Genomic DNA, 19,942 nt, shown 5'->3' with positions numbered 1-19,942 from the left:
TCAGGGGCATATAAAAGATATTACTATAGCCATGGTTACTAAGTTTTTTGAGTTTCAAATCTTTGAAAACTATTATCATCTTAGAATCGACAAATATCAAGTATTAAAAATAATAAACTTGCTCAAATAAATCGTAAAGTATATGCCTGTTAGACCTATTTCTTTGAATAGGAAATGCTTTTTATACAGTCAGAAATGCTGTTTATACACTAATACAGTCATTTTATACATTTAACGGATATTTTAGAAGGGATAAAACGTTTTATAATAAAAAGTATTAACCAATGATTATCCGTTTTTGCTTAATCAAGGATGTTTTTAATGTCATTATTAAGCATTTTGAATATTCACAAATTTTTTTAAAATGTACAGAATTCTTGCCTTTATAATATTAGTTTCCACATTTTCGAGTTTTGCTCAAACAATTCAAAATTCTTGTGGTACAGAAAAAATGTCTTCCAAAGAAAAAATAAGATACCAAAAAGCATTGTTTGATTTCAAAAATCAAAAAGGTTTTGAAAAGAATAAGTCCTCAAAAAAAATGGAAGAAAAATATAAGATTCCTGTTGTGTTTCATTTTTTTTATACAGGTAAACGCTCTGGTTTTGATACTGGGATTACTTATAATAATGGAAGGAGCAGTAATGAAGACTTAAAGTGTCAAGTTAATTCTGCCTTGCAAATTCTTAATGGAAATTTCAACAATTCATTAGAGAATATTTATGGGACCTTGTATTCAAATGAAGTTGATAAAAGATTTAGAGATATAAGAGGAAAAGTTAATATAGAATTTGTAGCGGCTACTATCGATCCGTATGGAAATGTTTTAGAAGTTCCAGGAGTTAATTTATTAATTGATGAGGGCATAACAACCCATACAGTTCCTGATCCCTCAATCTCTTCTTATCTATGGTGGGGTAAAAACAACAAATTTTATATAGATATCATGGTTTTTGATTCTTTGTTTAATAGTAGCGGAAATCGTGCTGCTGGAATCTCATATTTACCAACATCAGATGTCATTCCTAGAATATATATGAATAGTCGATACTTAGGAGGGTATTATGAAGCAGGGACATCGTCATTGGGGTGTAGTGAATTAGGATCTTTCTCTTTTGGTAATTTTGTATTAGCACATGAGGTAGGGCATTATTTAGGTTTGCAACATACTTTTTATAAAGGATGTGATTCGATAAATGATGGTATAGATGATACTCCGTCTACTACAGTAAATTTTGGATGTAACCTCGATGTGTTAAATAGCTGCGGGGTATACCCTAATTATGAAAACTTTATGAGTTATAATCGTTCTTGTAGAAAAATGTTTACACAGGGACAAACTGATTTTATGAAGTATTGGTTAGATCTAGAAAAGTCAGACAACAACCCCTTTCCGAGAAGAAATCTATGGCAACCAGAAAATTTAATTGCTACAGGAGTAGAACCTTCTGATATTATTGCAAATTTCAGAAGTGATATTACCGTATGCATAGGAGAAACGGTTTCATTTATGGATAACTCTAAAGGAACACCAACCTTCTGGAAATGGGAATTTGAAGGAGGAACACCTGCTGTATCCATAGAAAGAAACCCCGAAGTTACTTATGATACGCCAGGAGTGTATAATGTAAAACTGACTGCTACAGATGAATTGAGAAAAAGAAGTCATACTGTGCAGAAAAAAAATTATGTTTATGTTAATAAGGGATTAGTAAACTATTTAGAAGTAGAGAAGTTTGATAAACAATTTCCTCCATTAGGCTGGAAAATTACTAATTCAGATAATTTATACAAATGGCATCGTAAAATAAATATAGGAAAAGGAGATAACTTCTGTATGGCAATGAATAATAGTGATAATAAAAAGGTCGGGCAAAAAGATTATATACAAACTCCAAATTATGATTTTTCTAATGCGTTTAAAAGTCAGATGTATTTTGATCTCGCCTACACAAAATTCGATGATTCAAGCCCAGATATTTTAAAACTACAGGTTTCTAAGGATTGTGGGGTTACCTGGGATGATGTGTATGCTAAAACACATACAGAACTAGAGACTTATCAGGTGCCAACTGATTTGTCGAACAATTGGATTCCGACAGAAAATTACCATTGGAGAAAAGAAATAATAGATTTAAGTACATATGATGGCGAAAGTAATGTGATAATTAGGTTTGAAAACACTTCTGGATTTGGAACTAAAATCATGATCGATAATTTTAGGGTAAAACTAAGAGGTAATGATCGACCAATTGCGAATATCAGTTATAGGCAGATAGGAGCATCAATATGCAATAACGATAATCTGGTTACTGCCCAGTTTAAAGATGAGTCAACCGGTGTTGATACAACTAGTTTCTGGTATTTTGAGGGAGGAACACCATCGACCTCACAAGAAAGAAATGTAACAGTTACCTATACCTCTCCAGGAGTATATGATGTATATTTGGTTTCAAAAAACTTTTATGGCGAAGATAAAAAGACCTTGAAAGGGGCTATAAAGATAAAAAATCCTATCAAAACAGGGGATATAGAAACTTTTGAAGGGCAGTTTCCTCCATTTGGTTGGGTGATCCATAATCCCGATAATGCTTTAACTTGGGAAAAGCGTAATGATGCAGGAAATGGTGATAGGTATTGTATGATTATGAATAATGCAGATAACCCTGCAGGTAAAATAGACGAAATTACATTATCAGATATTGATCTTTCGACAGGGGTGTCACGTTTGTCATTTGATGTTGCTTATACTAGATATGATGATAATAGTGAAGATGTTCTAGAAATATTAGGTTCTTTAGATTGCGGTAATACTTGGAAAGTGTTATTTAGAAAAAACCACCTAGAATTAGAAACTGCAGAGGTGCTAACAAACGATTCTAATGATTGGATACCTACAAATAGTACTGATTGGAGAACAGAAAATATATCTTTAGATCAATATAAAGATTTGTCTTCTGATCTTTTGATTAAATTTAAAAACATTTCTGGGTTTGGTACTCGAATTTGGATTGATAATTTAAAGTTTTATGCTAAAGAAAATAATCAGAAAAAAGTAGATTATGCTAAAGCACCTAAATTATACCCAAATCCGACTCAAGGTATATTTACGTTAGACTTTAGTGACTATAGTGATAGGGAATCTGTAACTTCAATACAATTATATGACATTACAGGAAGACTTATTGAACAACAGAATTTTAAAGAAGAGGCTCCTGTAAAAACATCGTTTACGAATGAATTAAAAGAAGCTGGAACTTATTTTGTGAAAATATTGGGTGTTCATGGTACGACCATTTTGAAAATTTTAAAACAATAATTTTTAAACCCGGATTATACATTAGAACTTCGTTATGAGGGTTTCAAGTGCAATAAAAACTTGTGTTTTCTTAATTTCAGCATAGCAGTTTATCCTGAGCAATGCCGAAGGGTTATGCTTACATTAAAAAAACACAGCGAAGCATCAGTTTTTGAAGCAATTGGAAGCTGTAATAGATTTTCTAATGCATATTCCGGGTTTTAATCAAAACAACTTATATCTTCGTCTGGCTCTATATTAGGATCATAACCTTTTTTTGGATCAAATTGCGAAGAAAAAGCACAAGACTCAAAATTATCAGGTTCACTATTTTCTGTGTTTTTTTGACATGGGATTGCACATATATTTCCTGTGAACTTTTTGGTTATACTATCTTTCGAAGAAACAACTATCGTAAATTGATATAGGGCTTGTGGTGGTATAGAATCTGATATCTTTCCGTCAAAACCATTTTTAGATGTTATCTCTGTGATATTTGTTTTGTTAAAAACAGTATCTATTTTATTACGACCGCCCACAAAAATTTCTCTGGATATTAAAAAGGTATCAATTTTTACAATGTTTGAATCAATAGAGATTTGAAATATATCATTAACTCCATTATTATCAGGAGTAAATATAGAAGGAATGTAAATCATACCATTACCTACTTTTTTAGATATAGGAATTTGATTGCAACAATGTTCTGTAAAAGTTTGGTCATGGGTGTCATCATCGTTTGAAGTGGCCATAAAAGTAACTGAGCAAATAAATAATAAAGAATAACCGACAAAGTTTTTAAATTTTTTTCGTGTAAATTTTATTTCAAAAAGCTCAATATGCTTCAATACATATGTAGTAACCGGAAGTATCAGAAAAGCAATAAAATCTGTATAATCTACAATTCTTACATAGTTTACGATTTCAAACGAATTTATGAAATCTATAAGAGGTTGTGATAATGAAGATTTCCAGTAAACAAAGAAAAGTATGGTAGCTATAACGGCTTTTTTAGTATTAATTGGAAACAAAAATGTTAGGAGCATGGGAAATATTAAAATGCCGGCAAAATCTGATATCTTTCCAGTTAAGTTATTATGAAAATAAGATTTTAGAAAATGATCATTTAGTAATAATACAATTAATCCTAAAACAAAAACATAATTGGTAATGGTATTTAATTTCATAAACCAGTTATTTTCTTTTCTTCTTTTTATGCTTTAGATTAAAAGTTTTATCTCCTTTGGTTTTTGGTTTTTTGTATTTCTTTTTGATTTCACGTTGGTAAGAACCACCTTGGTTAGTTTTTTGGTTTTTTGCTTTTTTCTCATGAAACGCAGCTCCAATTTCGTCATTAGGGCGTTTATGTGGATTGTAAATTTCTTTTACTTTGGGTTGTTCCTCGGGAGTTAACTCATCAGAGATCGTAATATGATCAGGAAAATCCAGTTGATTTACTTTCATTTCCATCAAATCTTCTATAATTTCGAGATATTCTTCTTCTTTTTCTGTGGTAAGCACTAGTGAAGTACCTTGTTTTTGAGCTCTTCCTGTTCTACCGATTCGATGCATGTAGTTTTCGGGATATTCTGGGGTATCTACATTAATCACATGAGTAATATCATCGATATCAAGCCCTCTTGCCATTACATCTGTGGCAATCAAAATGCGATGTTCTCCACTTTCGAATTGCTCGATACTACGCAATCTGTAATTTTGAGTTTTATTAGAATGAATGACCGCGCATTGGTCAGGAAATGTTTTTTCGAATCTATCAAAAAGTCGATCCGCCATTTTTTTATTTCCAACAAATAATAATACTTTTTGATAAGAGTCAAAATCCTGAAGAATATCCTCTAAGAGATTAACTTTGGTATAAAAGTTAGTTACTTTATACCCATATTGGGATATGTTTTCTAATGGAGTTCCACTTTTTGCAATGGATACTTTTTGCGGACTTGTAAAAATATCTGAAATAAGTGTTTCTACCTCCTCGGTCATGGTTGCAGAAAACATAATGTTTTGACGATGCTTTGGCAGGATATCAAAAATATTCATAAGCTGATGCCTAAAACCTAAATCCATCATCACATCTACTTCATCAATAACTAATTTCTGAATTGATTTTAGCTGTAAGGCTCTACTTGCCGCCAGGTCATATAATCGTCCTGGAGTTGCTACAACAATATCTAACCCTTGTGAGACAGCCTGTTTTTGAGTATTGATATTAGTACCACCATACACCCCGGTAAAACGCACATTTATATAAGTAGTGAGTTTTTCAATTTCATCAATTACCTGTACAACCAGTTCTCGTGTAGGTACTAATACCAACACTCTTGGGTTTTGTTGAACAGAATAAGATAACATTCTTAAAATGGGTAGCATATAGGCATAAGTTTTACCCGTACCAGTTTGTGCAATACCAACAACATCTTTACCAGACATAACAGGAGAAAATGCTTCTTCCTGAATAGCAGTAGGAGTCTTAAATCCTAGATCATCTAATGCGTTGAGTAATTGCGTACTTAAATTTAAATCTTGAAAAGCCAATTGATTCTTTTTTGATATTGCAAAGGTAGCCTTATTTTGGGACTGTTTACATTTTGATTACTTTTGATTTCCTAATATACTAATGATGAAAAAAATCCTTGCCTTTTCAGGATCTAATAGTAGCACATCGATCAATCAAAAATTAGTAGAATTTATTGCATCAGAAATTAAAATACATACAACAAGAGTCATCAATCTTGTAAATTATACCGCGCCAATATATAGTGAAGATCAGGAGAAAAATAATGCCTTTCCTGGAATGATACTTGCGCTTAAACAGGAAATCTCTGAAGCAGATGCTTTAATTATTTCTGTGAACGAGCATAACGGTAGCTGGAGTGCTTTTTTTAAAAACACGGTAGATTGGCTGTCTAGATTAGATCGTAATTTTCTTGAGGGTAAAAAAATTTTGGTCATGAGTACTTCTCCTGGAAAGAGAGGAGGAGTGGGAGCTTTGGAATATGCAAAAAGTGTGTTTCCTAGATTTGGAGCCGATATTATAGATAGTTTTAGTTTTCCTTCTTTTTATGATAATTTTTCGATAGAATCAAAAACCGTAACAGATGAGACACTTTTGTTGGGATTGAGAGAAGTTCTCAGTACTTTTGCGCATCAAATATAGTGAGCAGGTGCGTAGTATTCGAGAATATACCTTAAAAAACCCTTTAGAATTTAAAACCAAATTATTGCATTGGGCGCAGCAATTTGAAGAAGTTATTTGGTTAGATTCTAATCATTATGCTCAAAAATATTCTAGTTATGATGCAGTACTGGCAGTAGATGCTTTTACGACCATAAAAACAGACTATTATAATAGTTTTGAAGCTTTAAAAGAATATCAAGAACAAGCCAAAGATTGGATTTTTGGATACTTATCTTATGATCTAAAAAACGATATAGAGAATTTAAGCTCGACCAATAAAGATTTGCTTGAGTTTCCTGATTTGTATTTTTTTCAACCAAAAAAAATTTTTTTACTACAAGATGATGCGCTAGAGGTACATTATCTAAACATGGTTGATGATCAAATAGAAGAGGATTTTAATGAAATTGAGACAATAAATACTAATGCCAAAAAAGAAGAGAATTCACCTTGTGGTAAGATTAAAATAAGCCTGCGCATAACAAAAGACACCTATAAAAAGAAGATCAATAAAATGTTGGCTCATATACATCGAGGCGATATTTATGAGGCTAATTTTTGTCAGGAATTTTTTGCTCAAAATAGTTGTATAGACCCATTACAAACCTATACACATCTAAATTCGATATCAAAACCTCCTTTTGCTACTTTTTTAAAGAGTAGGTATCAATATTTGTTATCGGCATCTCCAGAACGTTATTTACGGAAAGAAGGGCAAAAAATTATTTCGCAACCCATCAAAGGAACGGCAAAAAGATCTGAGGATATACAAGAGGATCAAAAGTTAATAAATAACCTTAAAAATGATCCTAAAGAACGATCAGAAAACATTATGATCGTTGATTTGGTGCGTAATGACCTTTCGAAAACAGCGGTCAAAGGATCTGTTACTGTCGAAGAGTTGTGTAAAGTATATTCTTTTGATCAGGTACACCAAATGATTTCTACTGTGGTTTCAGAAATAGATGCTACCACTTCTCCTGTAGATGTGATCAAAACTACGTTTCCTATGGGAAGTATGACAGGAGCACCCAAGGTATCAGCTATGCAAATTATAGAAGACCTGGAAGAATCCAAACGAGGATTATATAGTGGTGCAGTAGGATATTTTAGCCCAAAAGGAGATTTTGATTTTAATGTAGTTATTCGAAGTATTTTATATAACGAAGAACAAAAATATATTTCCTATACAGTAGGAGGAGCTATAACAGCCAAGTCCAACCCAGATCGTGAATACGAAGAGTGCTTGTTAAAAGCCAAGGCAATGAGAGAAGTTTTAGAAAGTATAAACTAAATAACTCGATTTAAAACTTATTTAGTTCCTTCTCCTTCTGGGAGAAGGTTAGGATGAGGGGATACAGTAATGACCCTTAACTTTATACGATTTACGAATTCTCATCCATAAATCTTATTACTCCTTTCTCAGAGAGAGCAAATACAGCAAGTTGCTATTCCTCTTTTAATTTAGAGAAACCTAAATCAAATTACGTCTAAAACTCTTTCTTACGTCGATAATGATTTCTTTTACCTCTTGGGGGCTAATCCCTTTGATAGTGGCAATTTCTACAAAATTTAGCTTTCCAAAAACGAACAAGTCGATAATTTTAGACGTTTCCATAGGGAGCCAACTATAAAATTTACCAAGGAGTTTTTGTTTTCTTTGATCAGTACTTGGCTCTATTTCCACAACTTTTAAAATATCAGAATCCAAATCATCATAAATAAAGTTTTGTTTATGAATATAATTCTTTTGTTGGTAGCAAATATCATCTAATTCTTCTTTCATGATTAGCTCATTATTAGCTTCTACAGTAAAGTTTTCTTCAAGCCTTTCAAGTTCTTCTTTCAAGAAGTAGTTCGTACTAATATTCTTTTGATGCCAACCTTCGCTTATATAAAGTTCGTCTAAAAGTTCATCTGTAATTTTAAAAAGAGTAAGCTCTAGAGAAAGCGTATCTATATCGGTATCGATATCATCTTGATGTAACTTTACAATGGCGTCATCAATAATACCATTAGAGCAATACATATTTTGAGGTAGAATACCAATGCTTTCTGCTATATAAAGTCGGTGCTTTACATAAGGGTGTAAATGAGGTACGATCGATAATAATTTTTTACTAAATTCTTTTTGTTGGTTTGTCTGATGAGGTTTCTGTGATTCATGTGGCCTATTCATTGATCAGTATTTTAAGAAGTTGTCTCCTAAAAATAGTAAAAACTAATTACAATTAATGTTAAAAAATTGATAATCAGTATTTAATATTGATTTATTCAAGTAATGGCAGTAGTGATTCAAAATCGTATATTTGAACAACCAAAATTTTTAATTTAAAACCTATTGCTGCAAGACTTTAAAAATCATATTACGGCCAATCTCACATTTCTATTACGAAGTAAATTGTTAATAGCTTGTAGTGGAGGGTTAGACAGTATTGTGCTTACAAGGCTTTGTCACGCTTTGGGTATGGATATTAGTCTTACTCATTGTAATTTTAAGTTAAGAGGAGAAGAAAGTGATGGAGACCAAAAGTTTGTAACACACCTATCAGAAACGTTAGATATCCCATTGTATATAAAGTCTTTTGATACAGAAGTATACGCAAAAAAAAATACTTTATCTATTCAACTTGCAGCACGAGAATTGAGATACGACTGGTTTAGAGAGCTTGCTGGCTTGTATAAGTTTGATTACATACTTACAGCACATCATACAGATGATTCTTTAGAGACGTTTTTGATTAATTTGTCTAGAGGAACCGGTATTGATGGATTAACAGGGATACCCGAGATTAATGATGTTTTTATTCGCCCTTTATTGCCTTTTACAAGAGAACAAATTTATGAGTTTGCAACAAAGAACGATATCGAATGGCGGGAGGATAGGAGTAATAGTGATACCAAATATCTTAGAAATAAGGTAAGACACGATCTCATTCCACAATTAAAATTAATGAACCCTCAGTTTCTTCAGAATTTTAATAAAACGTTAGAATATGTTAATCAGGCGAGTGAGTTTATCAAAAATCAAACATTTGTAATCAAAAAAGAACTGTTTGAGGTCTTAGAAACCGATACGATAAAAATACCTATTAATAGATTAAGAGATTTTGGAAACTCTAGAGCTTGTTTATACTTTTTGTTGAAAGATTATGGTTTTAAGGCTTGGGATGATATTGAACAAATTATAACAGCACAATCTGGAAAACAGATTTTTTCTGAAACACATCGATTAATAAAAGATAGAGAATATTTGTTAATAACCCCTTTGATCAAAGAAATTTCTGACTGTACTTATAAAGTTCCTGAAGAAGAAAATATTGTGATGATTCCTTCTGGAACTCTTAAGTTTAAAGAGGTGAACGAAATCTTGGATACTGATCTTACTACTATTTATGTTGATAAAGGAAAGTTAAAATACCCTTTGATTGTAAGAAAATGGCAAGAAGGCGACTATTTTTATCCATTAGGAATGAAAGGAAAGAAAAAATTAAGTAAATATTTCAAAGACGAAAAATTATCGTTACTGGCCAAAGAAAGGGTATGGCTTTTATGTTCTGGAAAGGAAATAGTATGGGTTATAAATTACAGGGCAGATAACAGATATAAAATAACACCCCAATCAAAAGAACTATTAAAAATTACAATACATCGATGAAAAATATCATTTTGCTGTTCATATCTTTATTAATTGTATCTACATCAGTTTTTTCACAAACTCTGGATCCCGTAGAATGGGAAGCCAGTGTCGAAAAAGAAAGTGAAGATACGTATACACTATATTTTAAGGCAAAAATCGATAAAGGTTGGCATTTATATTCTCAGCATGAAGCAGAAACCGATGAGATAGCTCCAACTCCTACAGAGTTTACGTATAATGCTTCAGAGACGACGTATGCGCTTGTTGGAGAAACTACAGAGCCTGCCGGGATTCAAAAGTTTGACAATATTTTTGAGATGGACGTGAAGTATTTTGAGGAAAAAGTAACTTTTTCTCAGAAAATTAAACTCATTGATAAAAGTCTTAAAAGTATAGAAGCCGAAGTATATTTTTCAGTCTGTGATGATGAAAAATGTTTGGCCCCAGAAGCAATAAAGTTTACTATCGACCTTTTGGGAGAAGTTAAAGAAAACAAAGGAGATCTGTCGAGTATCACAGAGGCAGACAAAGAAAAGTCAAAAAGCTTACTGATTGATATTAAAGGTTGGGATACGTATCCATCAGAACAGGTAGAGAAAAAAAGTTATTTCAATATATTTATCTTAGGTTTTTTAGGAGGACTCATAGCGTTGTTAACACCATGTGTATTTCCTATGATTCCGCTTACCGTTTCCTTTTTTACTAAAGGAGCAAAGGATCGTAAAAAAGGGACGTTTAATGCCGTTCTATATGGCTTTTTTATTTTTGCGATTTACCTGTTATTAAGCCTTCCTTTTCATCTATTAGATTCTGTAGATCCAGAGATATTAAATAATATCTCGACCAATGTGATTCTTAACTGTATCTTTTTTATCATTTTTATTGTATTTGCTATATCCTTTTTTGGGTATTTCGAGATCACATTACCTGCTTCATGGAGTAATAAGTTAGATAGCAAAGCCAATAGTATAGGAGGGATTGTAGGAGTATTTTTTATGGCATTAACCTTGGCCTTGGTATCGTTTTCATGTACAGGGCCTATTCTTGGTTCTTTATTGGGAGGATCCCTAACAAGTGATGGGGGAGCTATGCAGCTAAGTGCAGGAATGGGTGGTTTTGGACTAGCCCTGGCCTTGCCTTTTGGATTGTTTGCACTGTTTCCTAATTGGTTAAATTCTCTGCCAAAGAGCGGGGGATGGTTAAATGCGGTAAAAGTAGTACTTGGTTTTATAGAGTTGGCATTGGCGTTTAAGTTTTTATCGAATGCCGATTTGGTAGAGCATTGGGGGGTTTTAAAAAGAGAAATATTTATAGGAATATGGATTCTAATAGGTTTGGGGTTAGTACTATATCTTTTCGGAAAAATACGTTTCCCACATGATAGTCCTATTCAAAAATTGAGTTTGGGTAGAAAAATATTAGGTGTGCTTACCTTAGTCTTTGTGTTGTATCTAATTCCGGGACTTACCAATACCGCTTATGCCAATTTAAAATTATTGAGTGGTTTTCCGCCACCTCTTTTCTATAGTATTTATGAAAAAGAAGCACATGGTCCTTTAGGATTAAATGCATATACAGATTTTAAAAAAGGTGTTGCTGCTGCAAAAGCACAAAATAAACCCATTATGGTAGATTTTACAGGTTGGGCATGTGTAAATTGTCGTAAGATGGAAGAACAGGTCTGGAGTCATCCAGATATTATAGATATTCTCAAAAATGACTATATTTTGATCTCTTTGTACGTAGATGACAGAGAAGAGCTGCCAAAAGAGGAGCAGTTTAAGTTTTTAAAACCAGAAGGTAGAGTTAAAGAAATTAGAACTGTAGGTGATAAATGGGCCACATTTCAGACCCTTAATTTTCAAAATAATTCACAGCCGTATTATGTATTGTTAGATACAGATATGAATTTATTAAATGCTACTACTGCCTATACACCCGATGCCAATGAATATCTTAAATGGTTGAAGGGGGGGGTAACGAATTTTGAAAAGTAGGTTTTACGGCTGGGTGGCTTAGATACCGGAATTTAGTATAGGTTTAGTTTTTGAAAAGCAATATAAATTTAAATGTATATTCATACAGTCTTAGTATTGTATGGATCACAACATTGTGTTTTTGTTTTATTGTTTTGATAATGGTAATTTAAATTCCACTTTAAGTTCTGTTTTCTGGTCAACAAGTTGAACAATTTTTAATTCATTTTCAAGTTCGTCTAAAATTTCAATTAACATCTCATCAAGTTCACTAGGAATTTCCATTTTACTATCTATAAATTGTTTAACCATATTATCTAAGTTTTCTTTTATTGTTTTTTGTCCATCAGCATCTAAAAATATTTCTTGATACCAATAATCCATTGTCATCATTTTAATTTTGCCATCTATCTTTTGGATAACATTGATTTGTTCTTTATTTAACCAGTCCCACTTTGCGGTTCTTATAAAATATTTATCTTTATTTTGGTATCCATCAATTTTTAAGAATTCAGGAATTTGGATTTTCTTTTTTTTTGAAAAAATTTAGCATTAGTCTTTAAAATTATTATGAGATACAACGTTTACTATATGTGTCGAAGCGGAGCAAAATGTTACTTAGCTTTTCGACTTTTCTAGCCTAGTGATTGCTAACTTTTCCTCTCTGCAAGTATTGTGTCTTATCAAAATATAATAACCATTAGATCGAACACTTGGCAGCACTTGGCTCATATACGTTGTTAGCAAATTATTTTATATCCGTTCTTTAATTATTTCTACTCTAATAGGTTTGATTTTCAACGCTTTTTTAAATCCGTCGGATTCTTTTATTGACTTTTTGAATTGTCCCAAATCCGATGTTGGGTTATAACCTAAATTAAAACCCGTAATTCCTTTAAATTCGGTTGGTTTGTATATCATATCAATTCGGTACTCGTAGAGAATTCCGTCATTTTCACCAACTTTTTGGTGAGCAATTGAAATTTCAAAGGTTTTATTTTTGTTATTTTCTCTCCAGAAATCAGTGCCATAAGTTGCGTAAATGTCAATCGGATTTTCATTAGATCCTACAATTATATTTTTATCTGATAGATATAATTCCACAATGGAATTCAACACTATTTCAGGATTCAATTCAGACTCGTTATTCAGATTGTTGTGCACAATTTTTTCCAACTTATCTACTTGTCCCTTCACCACAATTTTAGTTCTGTTTTTTCTGCTGGTATTACATCCTAAACAGAGGATTAAAACTAATATAAATATTACTTTTAGTATTTTTACTACTACCAATTTGTTGATTATTAAAATAAACGAATTTTAATGATTCTTCCTTTTGTGTCTATTTTGTTTTTTTCTAAAATAGTTAAATCTTCAAAAGTATCTGGAGCGCCTTTATGTGATTTGGCCTGAAATTGAAATTGTGCACCATGTACGGCTCTAGTTTCTAACCAGTAGCTGTCACTAACAAAAGTGAATAATGCTTCAGCATCATTGTAATATGAATAAAAGTCGTTGATAGAGCTTCCTACTCCAATACCAGCCTTAGTTTCATATAAAGGACTAACCACTTCTAACTCTTCAATCAATGCATTGTTGTCAAATTTTGGGTGTATAATAATATGGGTAATTTCTTCTTTTTGTGCATGAAAAATAGTTAATGTATCAGCTCCGTCTTCAGCATAACGAATGGTTTGTTTTTTCACGATATCATAACCAAAGTGTTTTCCTTCTCCAGGAAAAGCACTATTTATTGTAAAGGGGCCAGCTTGTCCATGTGTTATAGTATAATTGTCATAAGAAGTCTTTGTGAATGCCGTAAAAAATAGTACAGTTATGCTAAGAATAGCTATTCGTAATCTTTTCATGTTTTTGAATTATAAATGATCAATTTACTTTTTTGAATTAATTCTATTTTCTCATACATAGTGCCTTATTTAAGTATGAGTTGCTACTAATGATTTTGTATATGAGTAGTAGCGGATTCTTCACAACTACTTTTCGGATAACAATATACTTTATTTAAATGAAAAAACGGTTTGAGTAAATACCCAAACCGCTATTGCTTATACACGTTGGTTGTTATGTTTAGTGTTTTTTCATTCCGTAATTTGGATTGAACCAAGCCATATGTAATGGTGTTTTAAATTCAGATTCATTTATAAATATTTTATCTTTCTGTCGTCCTTCGTTTATAAAACCAAGACTTTCGTAAAATCTAACATTCCGCTCGTTATGTTCCCGAGTATACAATTCAATTCTTTTAATCTGAGTTAAGTCGGTGGCAACTATTTCCAAAAAAAAAAATCGAAAAGCTTACGTCCAATTCCTTTTCCTTGATTATTGGGGTCAACGATTATAGTTAAATCTGTAAGTATATGTTGAAATGCGTAAATTCCTGGAGTATAAGCGTGAATTTCTCCAACAATTTTATCCCCAATAGTTCCGATTAAAATAAGTCCGTTTTCTATAGATTGGGTAAGAAAGTTTGAAATATATTCTTCATTGATTTCATCTTTATTTCGAATTATTCCATCCGAGATTTCAGCTACTTCTCTATAAAGTTGTAGCAGTTCATATTTATGTTTTGATTCAGCTTTTTTTATTTCGAATTTCATTTCCAACATTAAACGCAACATCTCTTACATTTACCTGGCGAAGGTACATATGCAATATACAAATTACTGTGTGTAGTTTTAAAGTCTATTAATCACTCTTTGTTTCAATAACTTGATTCATTTTAGCCCTTCTTCATGATAATCTATAAAAGTTCTATTGTTGTTTAGATATATCAAATGCCATAAACGTTATTTTTCATTTTTCTTGTACTTTGAATATTCGTTACTGACTACTAAGAATTTCATTTACTAAAATTGATCCTTGCAACAAATAATCTCGAATCTTATCATCTTCGATTTTTTGAATTGACTGAGTCTCGGTTAATATAATACTAGCTATTTCTACTAACTCGGAATCCAATTTGTTTCCCTGAGCTCCATGTCCAATAATCATTTCTGTTAAAGATCCTGGTACATAATTAGACATATGTTCCGGCGGTCCAGCTTCAAGATAGGTTTGACATCTTGAAGCTAAATCATTTTTTCTTCTCTTAAATATATTTTTAAACATTAGATTCGGAATTTGTTTATATCAATAATTGATTTTGTTGCACATAGCGTTTACTATAAGTGTCGTAGCAAGGCAAAATTTCTCCTTTCTTTTCGATTTTTCTGCGCATTGATTACTAGCTTTTTTTTATTGCAAGCATTGCGTTTTAACAAAAACACAACAACTATTCGATTGATTACTTAGCTTCTATAGGCAAATAAAAAATGTTGTAAACAAATCACTTTACTTTTCTAATTTATTTTTTTGCGATTCTTGTCCGTTGTCCATTTTTTTATTCTATCATTCAATTTTGTGAATCCTAGTCCGCCCAGCAACATTCCAATTGGCATTCCAATTATTGTTCGCCAAAATTCTTTTGGGTTTCTTTTATAATCCGGTAAATATGCCCAATACAAAAAAACACCAAAAAGAGTTATTAGAATTGTAATTATCAAAAATTCAATCATATAATTTATCAAGTTTAACAATGTCGGTCCAGGTTAGTACAACATATATTTGGCAAAATATAGGGAAACTTTGAAAGAAATAAGTTGCAAATTTAAAATACCAAGAAACTTTTTCTATCAATTTTGGATTCTCTTTTAAAAGACTATTTTTTAGCTTTTTACTAGAATTGGTCCATTAGTCTGAAAATAAAAAATGCTGCAATGAAAAATAATGATAGTTCAATTTTAGGACTCAACTTGGTTTTCTTTTAAATAGTGTTAGCTTTTGTTTTTATTATCGAATTCTATTATTAGTTTTATATAATCCATCAATTCTTCTTTTTCTTCGGCAGATATTTTATTCTCTGGAATTAGATAAAATTCAATTATTTCCTTGACAGTCAAATTTCCCTTTAAATTCAAAAACTTGACTTGTTCAATGAAATCGTCTGCTCTTTTTTCGGATAAAATTCCTCTTGATAAAGCTTGTTTGTCTCCTTTTAATATTTTATTCCTTTCATCATTATTCAAGTCAGAAGTTAAGTAAGTTGTGTCAACTGCTACTTTATTTTCAAAACTTTTACTAACTTTTCCTTTCCCATTACAGTAAGCACATTTTCCAGGTCGCCATTTGAGTCTTTTGTTTAGTCTTTTTATATCTTCCCAATCCACGTCTCCTTTTCCGAGGCACCTAGGACAATTAATTCTATTTTTATTAAATATTTCTCTAATAAAGTTCATCTGTCAATAAAAACTAATATTTACTATATATGTCTTAGCAAAGCAAAATGTTACTCTACTTTTCGATTTTTCTGTGCATTGATTACTAGTTTTTTTGCGCTATGCAAACATTGTTGTCCTACCAAATATACAATACCATTTGATAGATCGTTTTCCTGCAATGATTATGTATGTGGTTTTGTGTAATGTTATTTAATACTATGTGATTTTTTTATAAAAATCTTCTATCAAGGCAATTGAATTTTTATCTTCAGCCAAATCCCATAGTGGTCCATGACCTCCTGGATAAAATATGGCATCATAATCCTCTTGATTTACAGTTTCTAATTTTATCGTTTTAGATAATACTTCTTGTATTTCAGTATCGTTATTAAATCGTACTGTTGAAGGAGTTTGGAAATCTGGACCATTACTTTTTGGGTTGATTGGAGGTTTCCCTCCCGTTGGAGATGCCAAAGTAATTTCAATTCCTTTATCTTTTAATAGATAATATGGAGTGGCAAACTCTTCAATCCAAAAACCGGTTTTAAGCCCAGTGTTTCCTAAATCTTCATGACTTGTTAATACAAATAATACTTTTTTCATTGCGTTACTTTTTTTTATATTAATACTTAATTTTTGTTCATTAGCTTTAGTTTCTTTTGTGCTTTTATCACAAGAAGAAAATAAGACTAAAGCGATAACAATTGCTGTTATTCTTTTCATTGGATAATGATTTTGTTTTACAGAAGTAAAATTATTATCAAATCAAGTATTAAAAATTGATCTAGGATAAGAAATCAATTATGGGATATATCTTTTCTAATTCTACTTAAACTTTCGGTAGTAATCCCTAGATAAGAAGCAATATGGTAGTTTTTTACACTCTGTTCTATATTTGGATAAGTGTTTATAAATGAAATATATCTTTCTTTGGCTGATTGTGCTAAATTTGCCAATATTCTCTTTTGAAAACGAGCAAAAGCTCCTTCCATTTTTTTTCTAAAAAAAGTTTCTAATAGCGGAATCTCTTTAAATAAATCTTCCATACTTTTTTGAGAAATTTTATATAGAGTTGCTTCCTGAATAGTTTCAATATACATTATCGCATTGGATGTAGTGAAGATTGCTGTATAATCACTAATCCACCAATCATTAATTGCGAATTGCAGAGTATGTTCTTTACCTGATGTATCAATAAAGTACGTTCTTAAACATCCTTGATGAACATAATATTGATTGATAACTTTATCGCCTGCTTTTAATAGTATAGTACCTTTTTTGAGAGTGAGTTTTTCAAGTTTACTTTCAATAAGGTTTTCTTCTTCTTTTGAAAACGAGATGTTTTTAAAAATTTCCTGTAGTGTTGATTTTTCGATGCTCATTTCGAATTATTGGTGAACGTCCAGATGTAAACCCCGTTTTAATGGGGTGTATATGTTGTCAACAACTTTATTTTATTCTTTTAATTTTACCCAAATATAATCATCAAGTATCTTTCCTTTTTTAATTACAGCACTTTTTCTTATACTTTCAAGATAAAAACCATTTTTCTCCAAAACTTTCATTGAAGATTTATTATAATCAAAAACTCCTGCAACTATTCTGACAATATTAAATTTATCAAAGGCATAAGTGGTCATTCTATCAACTGCCTTTGAAGCTATTCCCTGTCCCCAAAATTCTTTACCTACAAAATATCCTATTTCAGCGTTTAATCTGAAAACATCTTCTTTAATGGAAATTCCGATTTCACCAGCTAATTTTCCATTCCAGAAAATGAAGAAACGCTCAGAAGGGCTCTTTCCTATTTCTTTACTTATTAATTCTAAAGCATCTTTCTCGGTAAAAGGGTTTGGAGTCCTGTCATATCCATTATCAAGAATCTCGGGTACATTCCTCATCCTTGCATATTCAGCAGCGAGATCAATATTAAAAGGTTTAAATTCTATCATAGCTCACCAATTTTTATAATTCCTATTGTAGCTAACAATGATACAATAGCAATTGCTATCATATCCCATATATTTCCTACAAATCTAATGGATTTCTTATTGATTTAAAATAATGAATTGTTCGTTCTTATCCATAATCATAATTTTAATATCATTCCGAATTTATTTTGGAATCTTACATGTTACTAAACAGCTATTTATGATGAGAGCCTGAAACAAATTTAGGTTGATAATCGTCAGTTAATGATAAATAAGGTGCAGTCGAAAAAAATAATTCTAGAAAAATGCAATACATTAAAAAAGTATCGTCTTTTTAATCAAAAGGCCCAATAAAAGGTGTTAATGAAATCGGAATCGGACAATAATAAAAAACTTAAGGATTTCTTTGGGAGAGAGTATGAATCTCTCAAGCTTTATGTAGGCACTAAAATCAGTACTACCGTAAACCGTAATCCAGAAGATATTGTGCAGGACGTGGCTTTAAAATTGTTTTCGGGAGCAGATAGGTATGCACCAATCAATAATGTTGCTGGTTTCGTTTATCGCTCTATAAAAAACAAAATTATAGATGTGATGCGAACCTCAAAAAGGATGGATTCGATAGATAAGAGAAGTGACTTGTTAGAATTTGCAGACATACTATGCGAGTCGGTAGAGGATTACCCATCAGATCAAATGGTACTGATGTTAAAAAAGGGAATTGATCAGTTAAAACCAGCGTATAGAGACATTATCATAGCAGTTGATTTTGAAGGGTATTCGTATAAAGAGATTTCACAAGAAACAGGAATTCCTATAGGAACACTTATGTCCAGAAGGCATAGAGCAATTGGCATATTGTATAAAAAAATAGAATTAGAAATTAATTAATAAAAGATTAGATTATGACAAATTTTTTCACTCATAAGTTTAGAAAAAAATCACCCATAGAAATAGTCGGGATGATCATTTTTGGTGGGATAGCCATTATAGGATTAGTCATTTTGTTCGGTTTTGTAATTATGTGGTTATGGAACTGGCTTATGCCAGAGATATTTGGGTTAACCACACTTACATACTGGCAAGCAGTTGGGTTGTTTATATTACTTAAAATACTTCTTGGCGGTTGTGGTACAGGGGGTGGTTCGAAATCGTCAAAAGACGAATGTAAAAAAGGTGCTAAAACCGATTTTTCAAAATGGAAATACTATGATAAATTTTGGAAAGAAGAAGGAGATGAGCAGTATCAACAATATATAGAAAGACAATTAAATCAAGACCAAGATACAACCTCAGAATCAGAGTAACCCTCATTGCACTATGGAACTATTAATATTTCGTACCGATATTAAATCAAAGAAAAAAGTAAAATTCTTAAAACCTGTATTTAAAAAGTATACCGATATTTTAAGGTGGTCTGTTGACCTCGAGGACATAGATAATGTACTTCGGATTGAGGCTAACACCAATATCACCGAAGATGATATTATAAAAATAGTACAATTACATGGCTTTTATATCAAGACATTACCTGATTAACGGGAACTCGGAACAACAGTAAAATGATAAAAAGCCGTCAAATTGAGATATCCAATAAATTTTATCCAATGGTTGTACTGACGTT

20 protein-coding genes are annotated in these 19,942 nt (G+C 31.6%); 8 read left to right on the top strand and 12 right to left on the bottom strand.

Annotated features, from left to right (window positions below):
* The first annotated feature begins 364 nt into the window (after window positions 1–364).
* Window positions 365–3,319, top strand: coding sequence for a M43 family zinc metalloprotease (locus tag ABW636_RS10500; RefSeq protein ID WP_367589939.1), 2,955 nt, complete (start codon window positions 365–367; stop codon window positions 3,317–3,319).
* A gap of 200 nt (window positions 3,320–3,519) precedes the next feature.
* Here the strand turns inward: ABW636_RS10500 and ABW636_RS10495 are convergent, their stop codons facing one another.
* Entirely contained in the window at window positions 3,520–4,485 is a 966-nt protein-coding gene (locus ABW636_RS10495) for a hypothetical protein (protein ID WP_367589938.1), read from the bottom strand.
* 7 nt (window positions 4,486–4,492) lie between these two features.
* A complete protein-coding gene (locus ABW636_RS10490) occupies window positions 4,493–5,851 on the bottom strand; it encodes a DEAD/DEAH box helicase (RefSeq protein WP_367589937.1) in 1,359 nt (452 codons plus the stop codon).
* Window positions 5,852–5,933: 82 nt separating this feature from the next.
* Between ABW636_RS10490 and ABW636_RS10485 the strand changes: the two genes are divergently transcribed.
* Together ABW636_RS10485 and pabB are read left to right on the top strand one after the other, a co-directional pair.
* Window positions 5,934–6,473, top strand: a complete 540-nt coding sequence (locus ABW636_RS10485) for an NADPH-dependent FMN reductase (protein WP_367589936.1) — start codon at window positions 5,934–5,936, stop codon at window positions 6,471–6,473.
* 7 nt (window positions 6,474–6,480) lie between these two features.
* Window positions 6,481–7,788: an aminodeoxychorismate synthase component I gene (gene pabB / locus ABW636_RS10480; RefSeq protein WP_367589935.1), complete on the top strand. Its 1,308-nt coding sequence runs from the start codon at window positions 6,481–6,483 to the stop codon at window positions 7,786–7,788.
* Window positions 7,789–7,968: 180 nt separating this feature from the next.
* On the opposite strand, the gene ABW636_RS10475 is transcribed toward pabB, so the two are convergent.
* Complete coding sequence (locus ABW636_RS10475) at window positions 7,969–8,673, bottom strand: hypothetical protein (protein WP_367589934.1); 705 nt, start codon at window positions 8,671–8,673, stop codon at window positions 7,969–7,971.
* Between the two features lie 162 nt (window positions 8,674–8,835).
* On the opposite strand from ABW636_RS10475, the gene tilS reads away from it, so the two are divergent.
* Both tilS and ABW636_RS10465 read left to right on the top strand, forming a co-directional pair.
* Window positions 8,836–10,152, top strand: coding sequence for a tRNA lysidine(34) synthetase TilS (gene tilS / locus ABW636_RS10470; protein ID WP_367589933.1), 1,317 nt, complete (start codon window positions 8,836–8,838; stop codon window positions 10,150–10,152).
* Complete coding sequence (locus ABW636_RS10465; protein WP_367589932.1) at window positions 10,149–12,131, top strand: cytochrome c biogenesis protein CcdA; 1,983 nt, start codon at window positions 10,149–10,151, stop codon at window positions 12,129–12,131. The genes tilS and ABW636_RS10465 overlap by 4 nt, the downstream gene beginning before the upstream one ends.
* A 126-nt stretch (window positions 12,132–12,257) precedes the next feature.
* Here ABW636_RS10465 and ABW636_RS10460 read toward each other — a convergent pair whose 3' ends face one another.
* The 9 genes from ABW636_RS10460 to ABW636_RS10420 form a co-directional block, all read right to left on the bottom strand.
* The gene (locus tag ABW636_RS10460) at window positions 12,258–12,494 is read right to left on the bottom strand and encodes a hypothetical protein (RefSeq protein WP_367589931.1); all 237 of its coding nucleotides are present in this window, start codon (window positions 12,492–12,494) and stop codon (window positions 12,258–12,260) included.
* A gap of 369 nt (window positions 12,495–12,863) precedes the next feature.
* A complete protein-coding gene (locus ABW636_RS10455) occupies window positions 12,864–13,403 on the bottom strand; it encodes a hypothetical protein (RefSeq protein WP_367589930.1) in 540 nt (179 codons plus the stop codon).
* A gap of 11 nt (window positions 13,404–13,414) precedes the next feature.
* Window positions 13,415–13,978 carry a hypothetical protein gene (locus ABW636_RS10450; RefSeq protein ID WP_367589928.1) on the bottom strand — a complete coding sequence of 188 codons (564 nt, stop codon included), beginning with the start codon at window positions 13,976–13,978 and terminating at the stop codon, window positions 13,415–13,417.
* A 420-nt stretch (window positions 13,979–14,398) separates the two neighbouring features.
* Window positions 14,399–14,728: a GNAT family N-acetyltransferase gene (locus tag ABW636_RS10445; protein ID WP_367589927.1), complete on the bottom strand. Its 330-nt coding sequence runs from the start codon at window positions 14,726–14,728 to the stop codon at window positions 14,399–14,401.
* Between the two features lie 223 nt (window positions 14,729–14,951).
* Window positions 14,952–15,239 carry a hypothetical protein gene (locus tag ABW636_RS10440; protein WP_367589926.1) on the bottom strand — a complete coding sequence of 96 codons (288 nt, stop codon included), beginning with the start codon at window positions 15,237–15,239 and terminating at the stop codon, window positions 14,952–14,954.
* 704 nt (window positions 15,240–15,943) lie between these two features.
* The gene (locus ABW636_RS10435; RefSeq protein WP_367589925.1) at window positions 15,944–16,405 is read right to left on the bottom strand and encodes a hypothetical protein; all 462 of its coding nucleotides are present in this window, start codon (window positions 16,403–16,405) and stop codon (window positions 15,944–15,946) included.
* A 198-nt stretch (window positions 16,406–16,603) separates the two neighbouring features.
* Window positions 16,604–17,110 carry a type 1 glutamine amidotransferase domain-containing protein gene (locus ABW636_RS10430; protein WP_445012684.1) on the bottom strand — a complete coding sequence of 169 codons (507 nt, stop codon included), beginning with the start codon at window positions 17,108–17,110 and terminating at the stop codon, window positions 16,604–16,606.
* A gap of 74 nt (window positions 17,111–17,184) precedes the next feature.
* Window positions 17,185–17,769, bottom strand: coding sequence for a Crp/Fnr family transcriptional regulator (locus ABW636_RS10425; protein ID WP_367589924.1), 585 nt, complete (start codon window positions 17,767–17,769; stop codon window positions 17,185–17,187).
* 72 nt (window positions 17,770–17,841) lie between these two features.
* The gene (locus ABW636_RS10420) at window positions 17,842–18,339 is read right to left on the bottom strand and encodes a GNAT family N-acetyltransferase (protein WP_367589923.1); all 498 of its coding nucleotides are present in this window, start codon (window positions 18,337–18,339) and stop codon (window positions 17,842–17,844) included.
* Between the two features lie 342 nt (window positions 18,340–18,681).
* Between ABW636_RS10420 and ABW636_RS10415 the strand changes: the two genes are divergently transcribed.
* The 3 genes from ABW636_RS10415 to ABW636_RS10405 are packed head-to-tail and all read left to right on the top strand — an operon-like array spanning window position 18,682 to window position 19,857.
* Window positions 18,682–19,209, top strand: coding sequence for an RNA polymerase sigma factor (locus ABW636_RS10415; protein ID WP_367589922.1), 528 nt, complete (start codon window positions 18,682–18,684; stop codon window positions 19,207–19,209).
* Window positions 19,210–19,223: 14 nt separating this feature from the next.
* Entirely contained in the window at window positions 19,224–19,625 is a 402-nt protein-coding gene (locus ABW636_RS10410) for a hypothetical protein (RefSeq protein WP_367589921.1), read from the top strand.
* 13 nt (window positions 19,626–19,638) lie between these two features.
* Window positions 19,639–19,857: a hypothetical protein gene (locus ABW636_RS10405; RefSeq protein ID WP_367589920.1), complete on the top strand. Its 219-nt coding sequence runs from the start codon at window positions 19,639–19,641 to the stop codon at window positions 19,855–19,857.
* Window positions 19,858–19,942: the final 85 nt, after the last annotated feature.

The organism is Aquimarina discodermiae (genome assembly GCF_040786235.1).
Lineage (GTDB): Bacteria > Bacteroidota > Bacteroidia > Flavobacteriales > Flavobacteriaceae > Aquimarina.
This window is presented reverse-complemented; position numbering and strand designations above follow the sequence as displayed.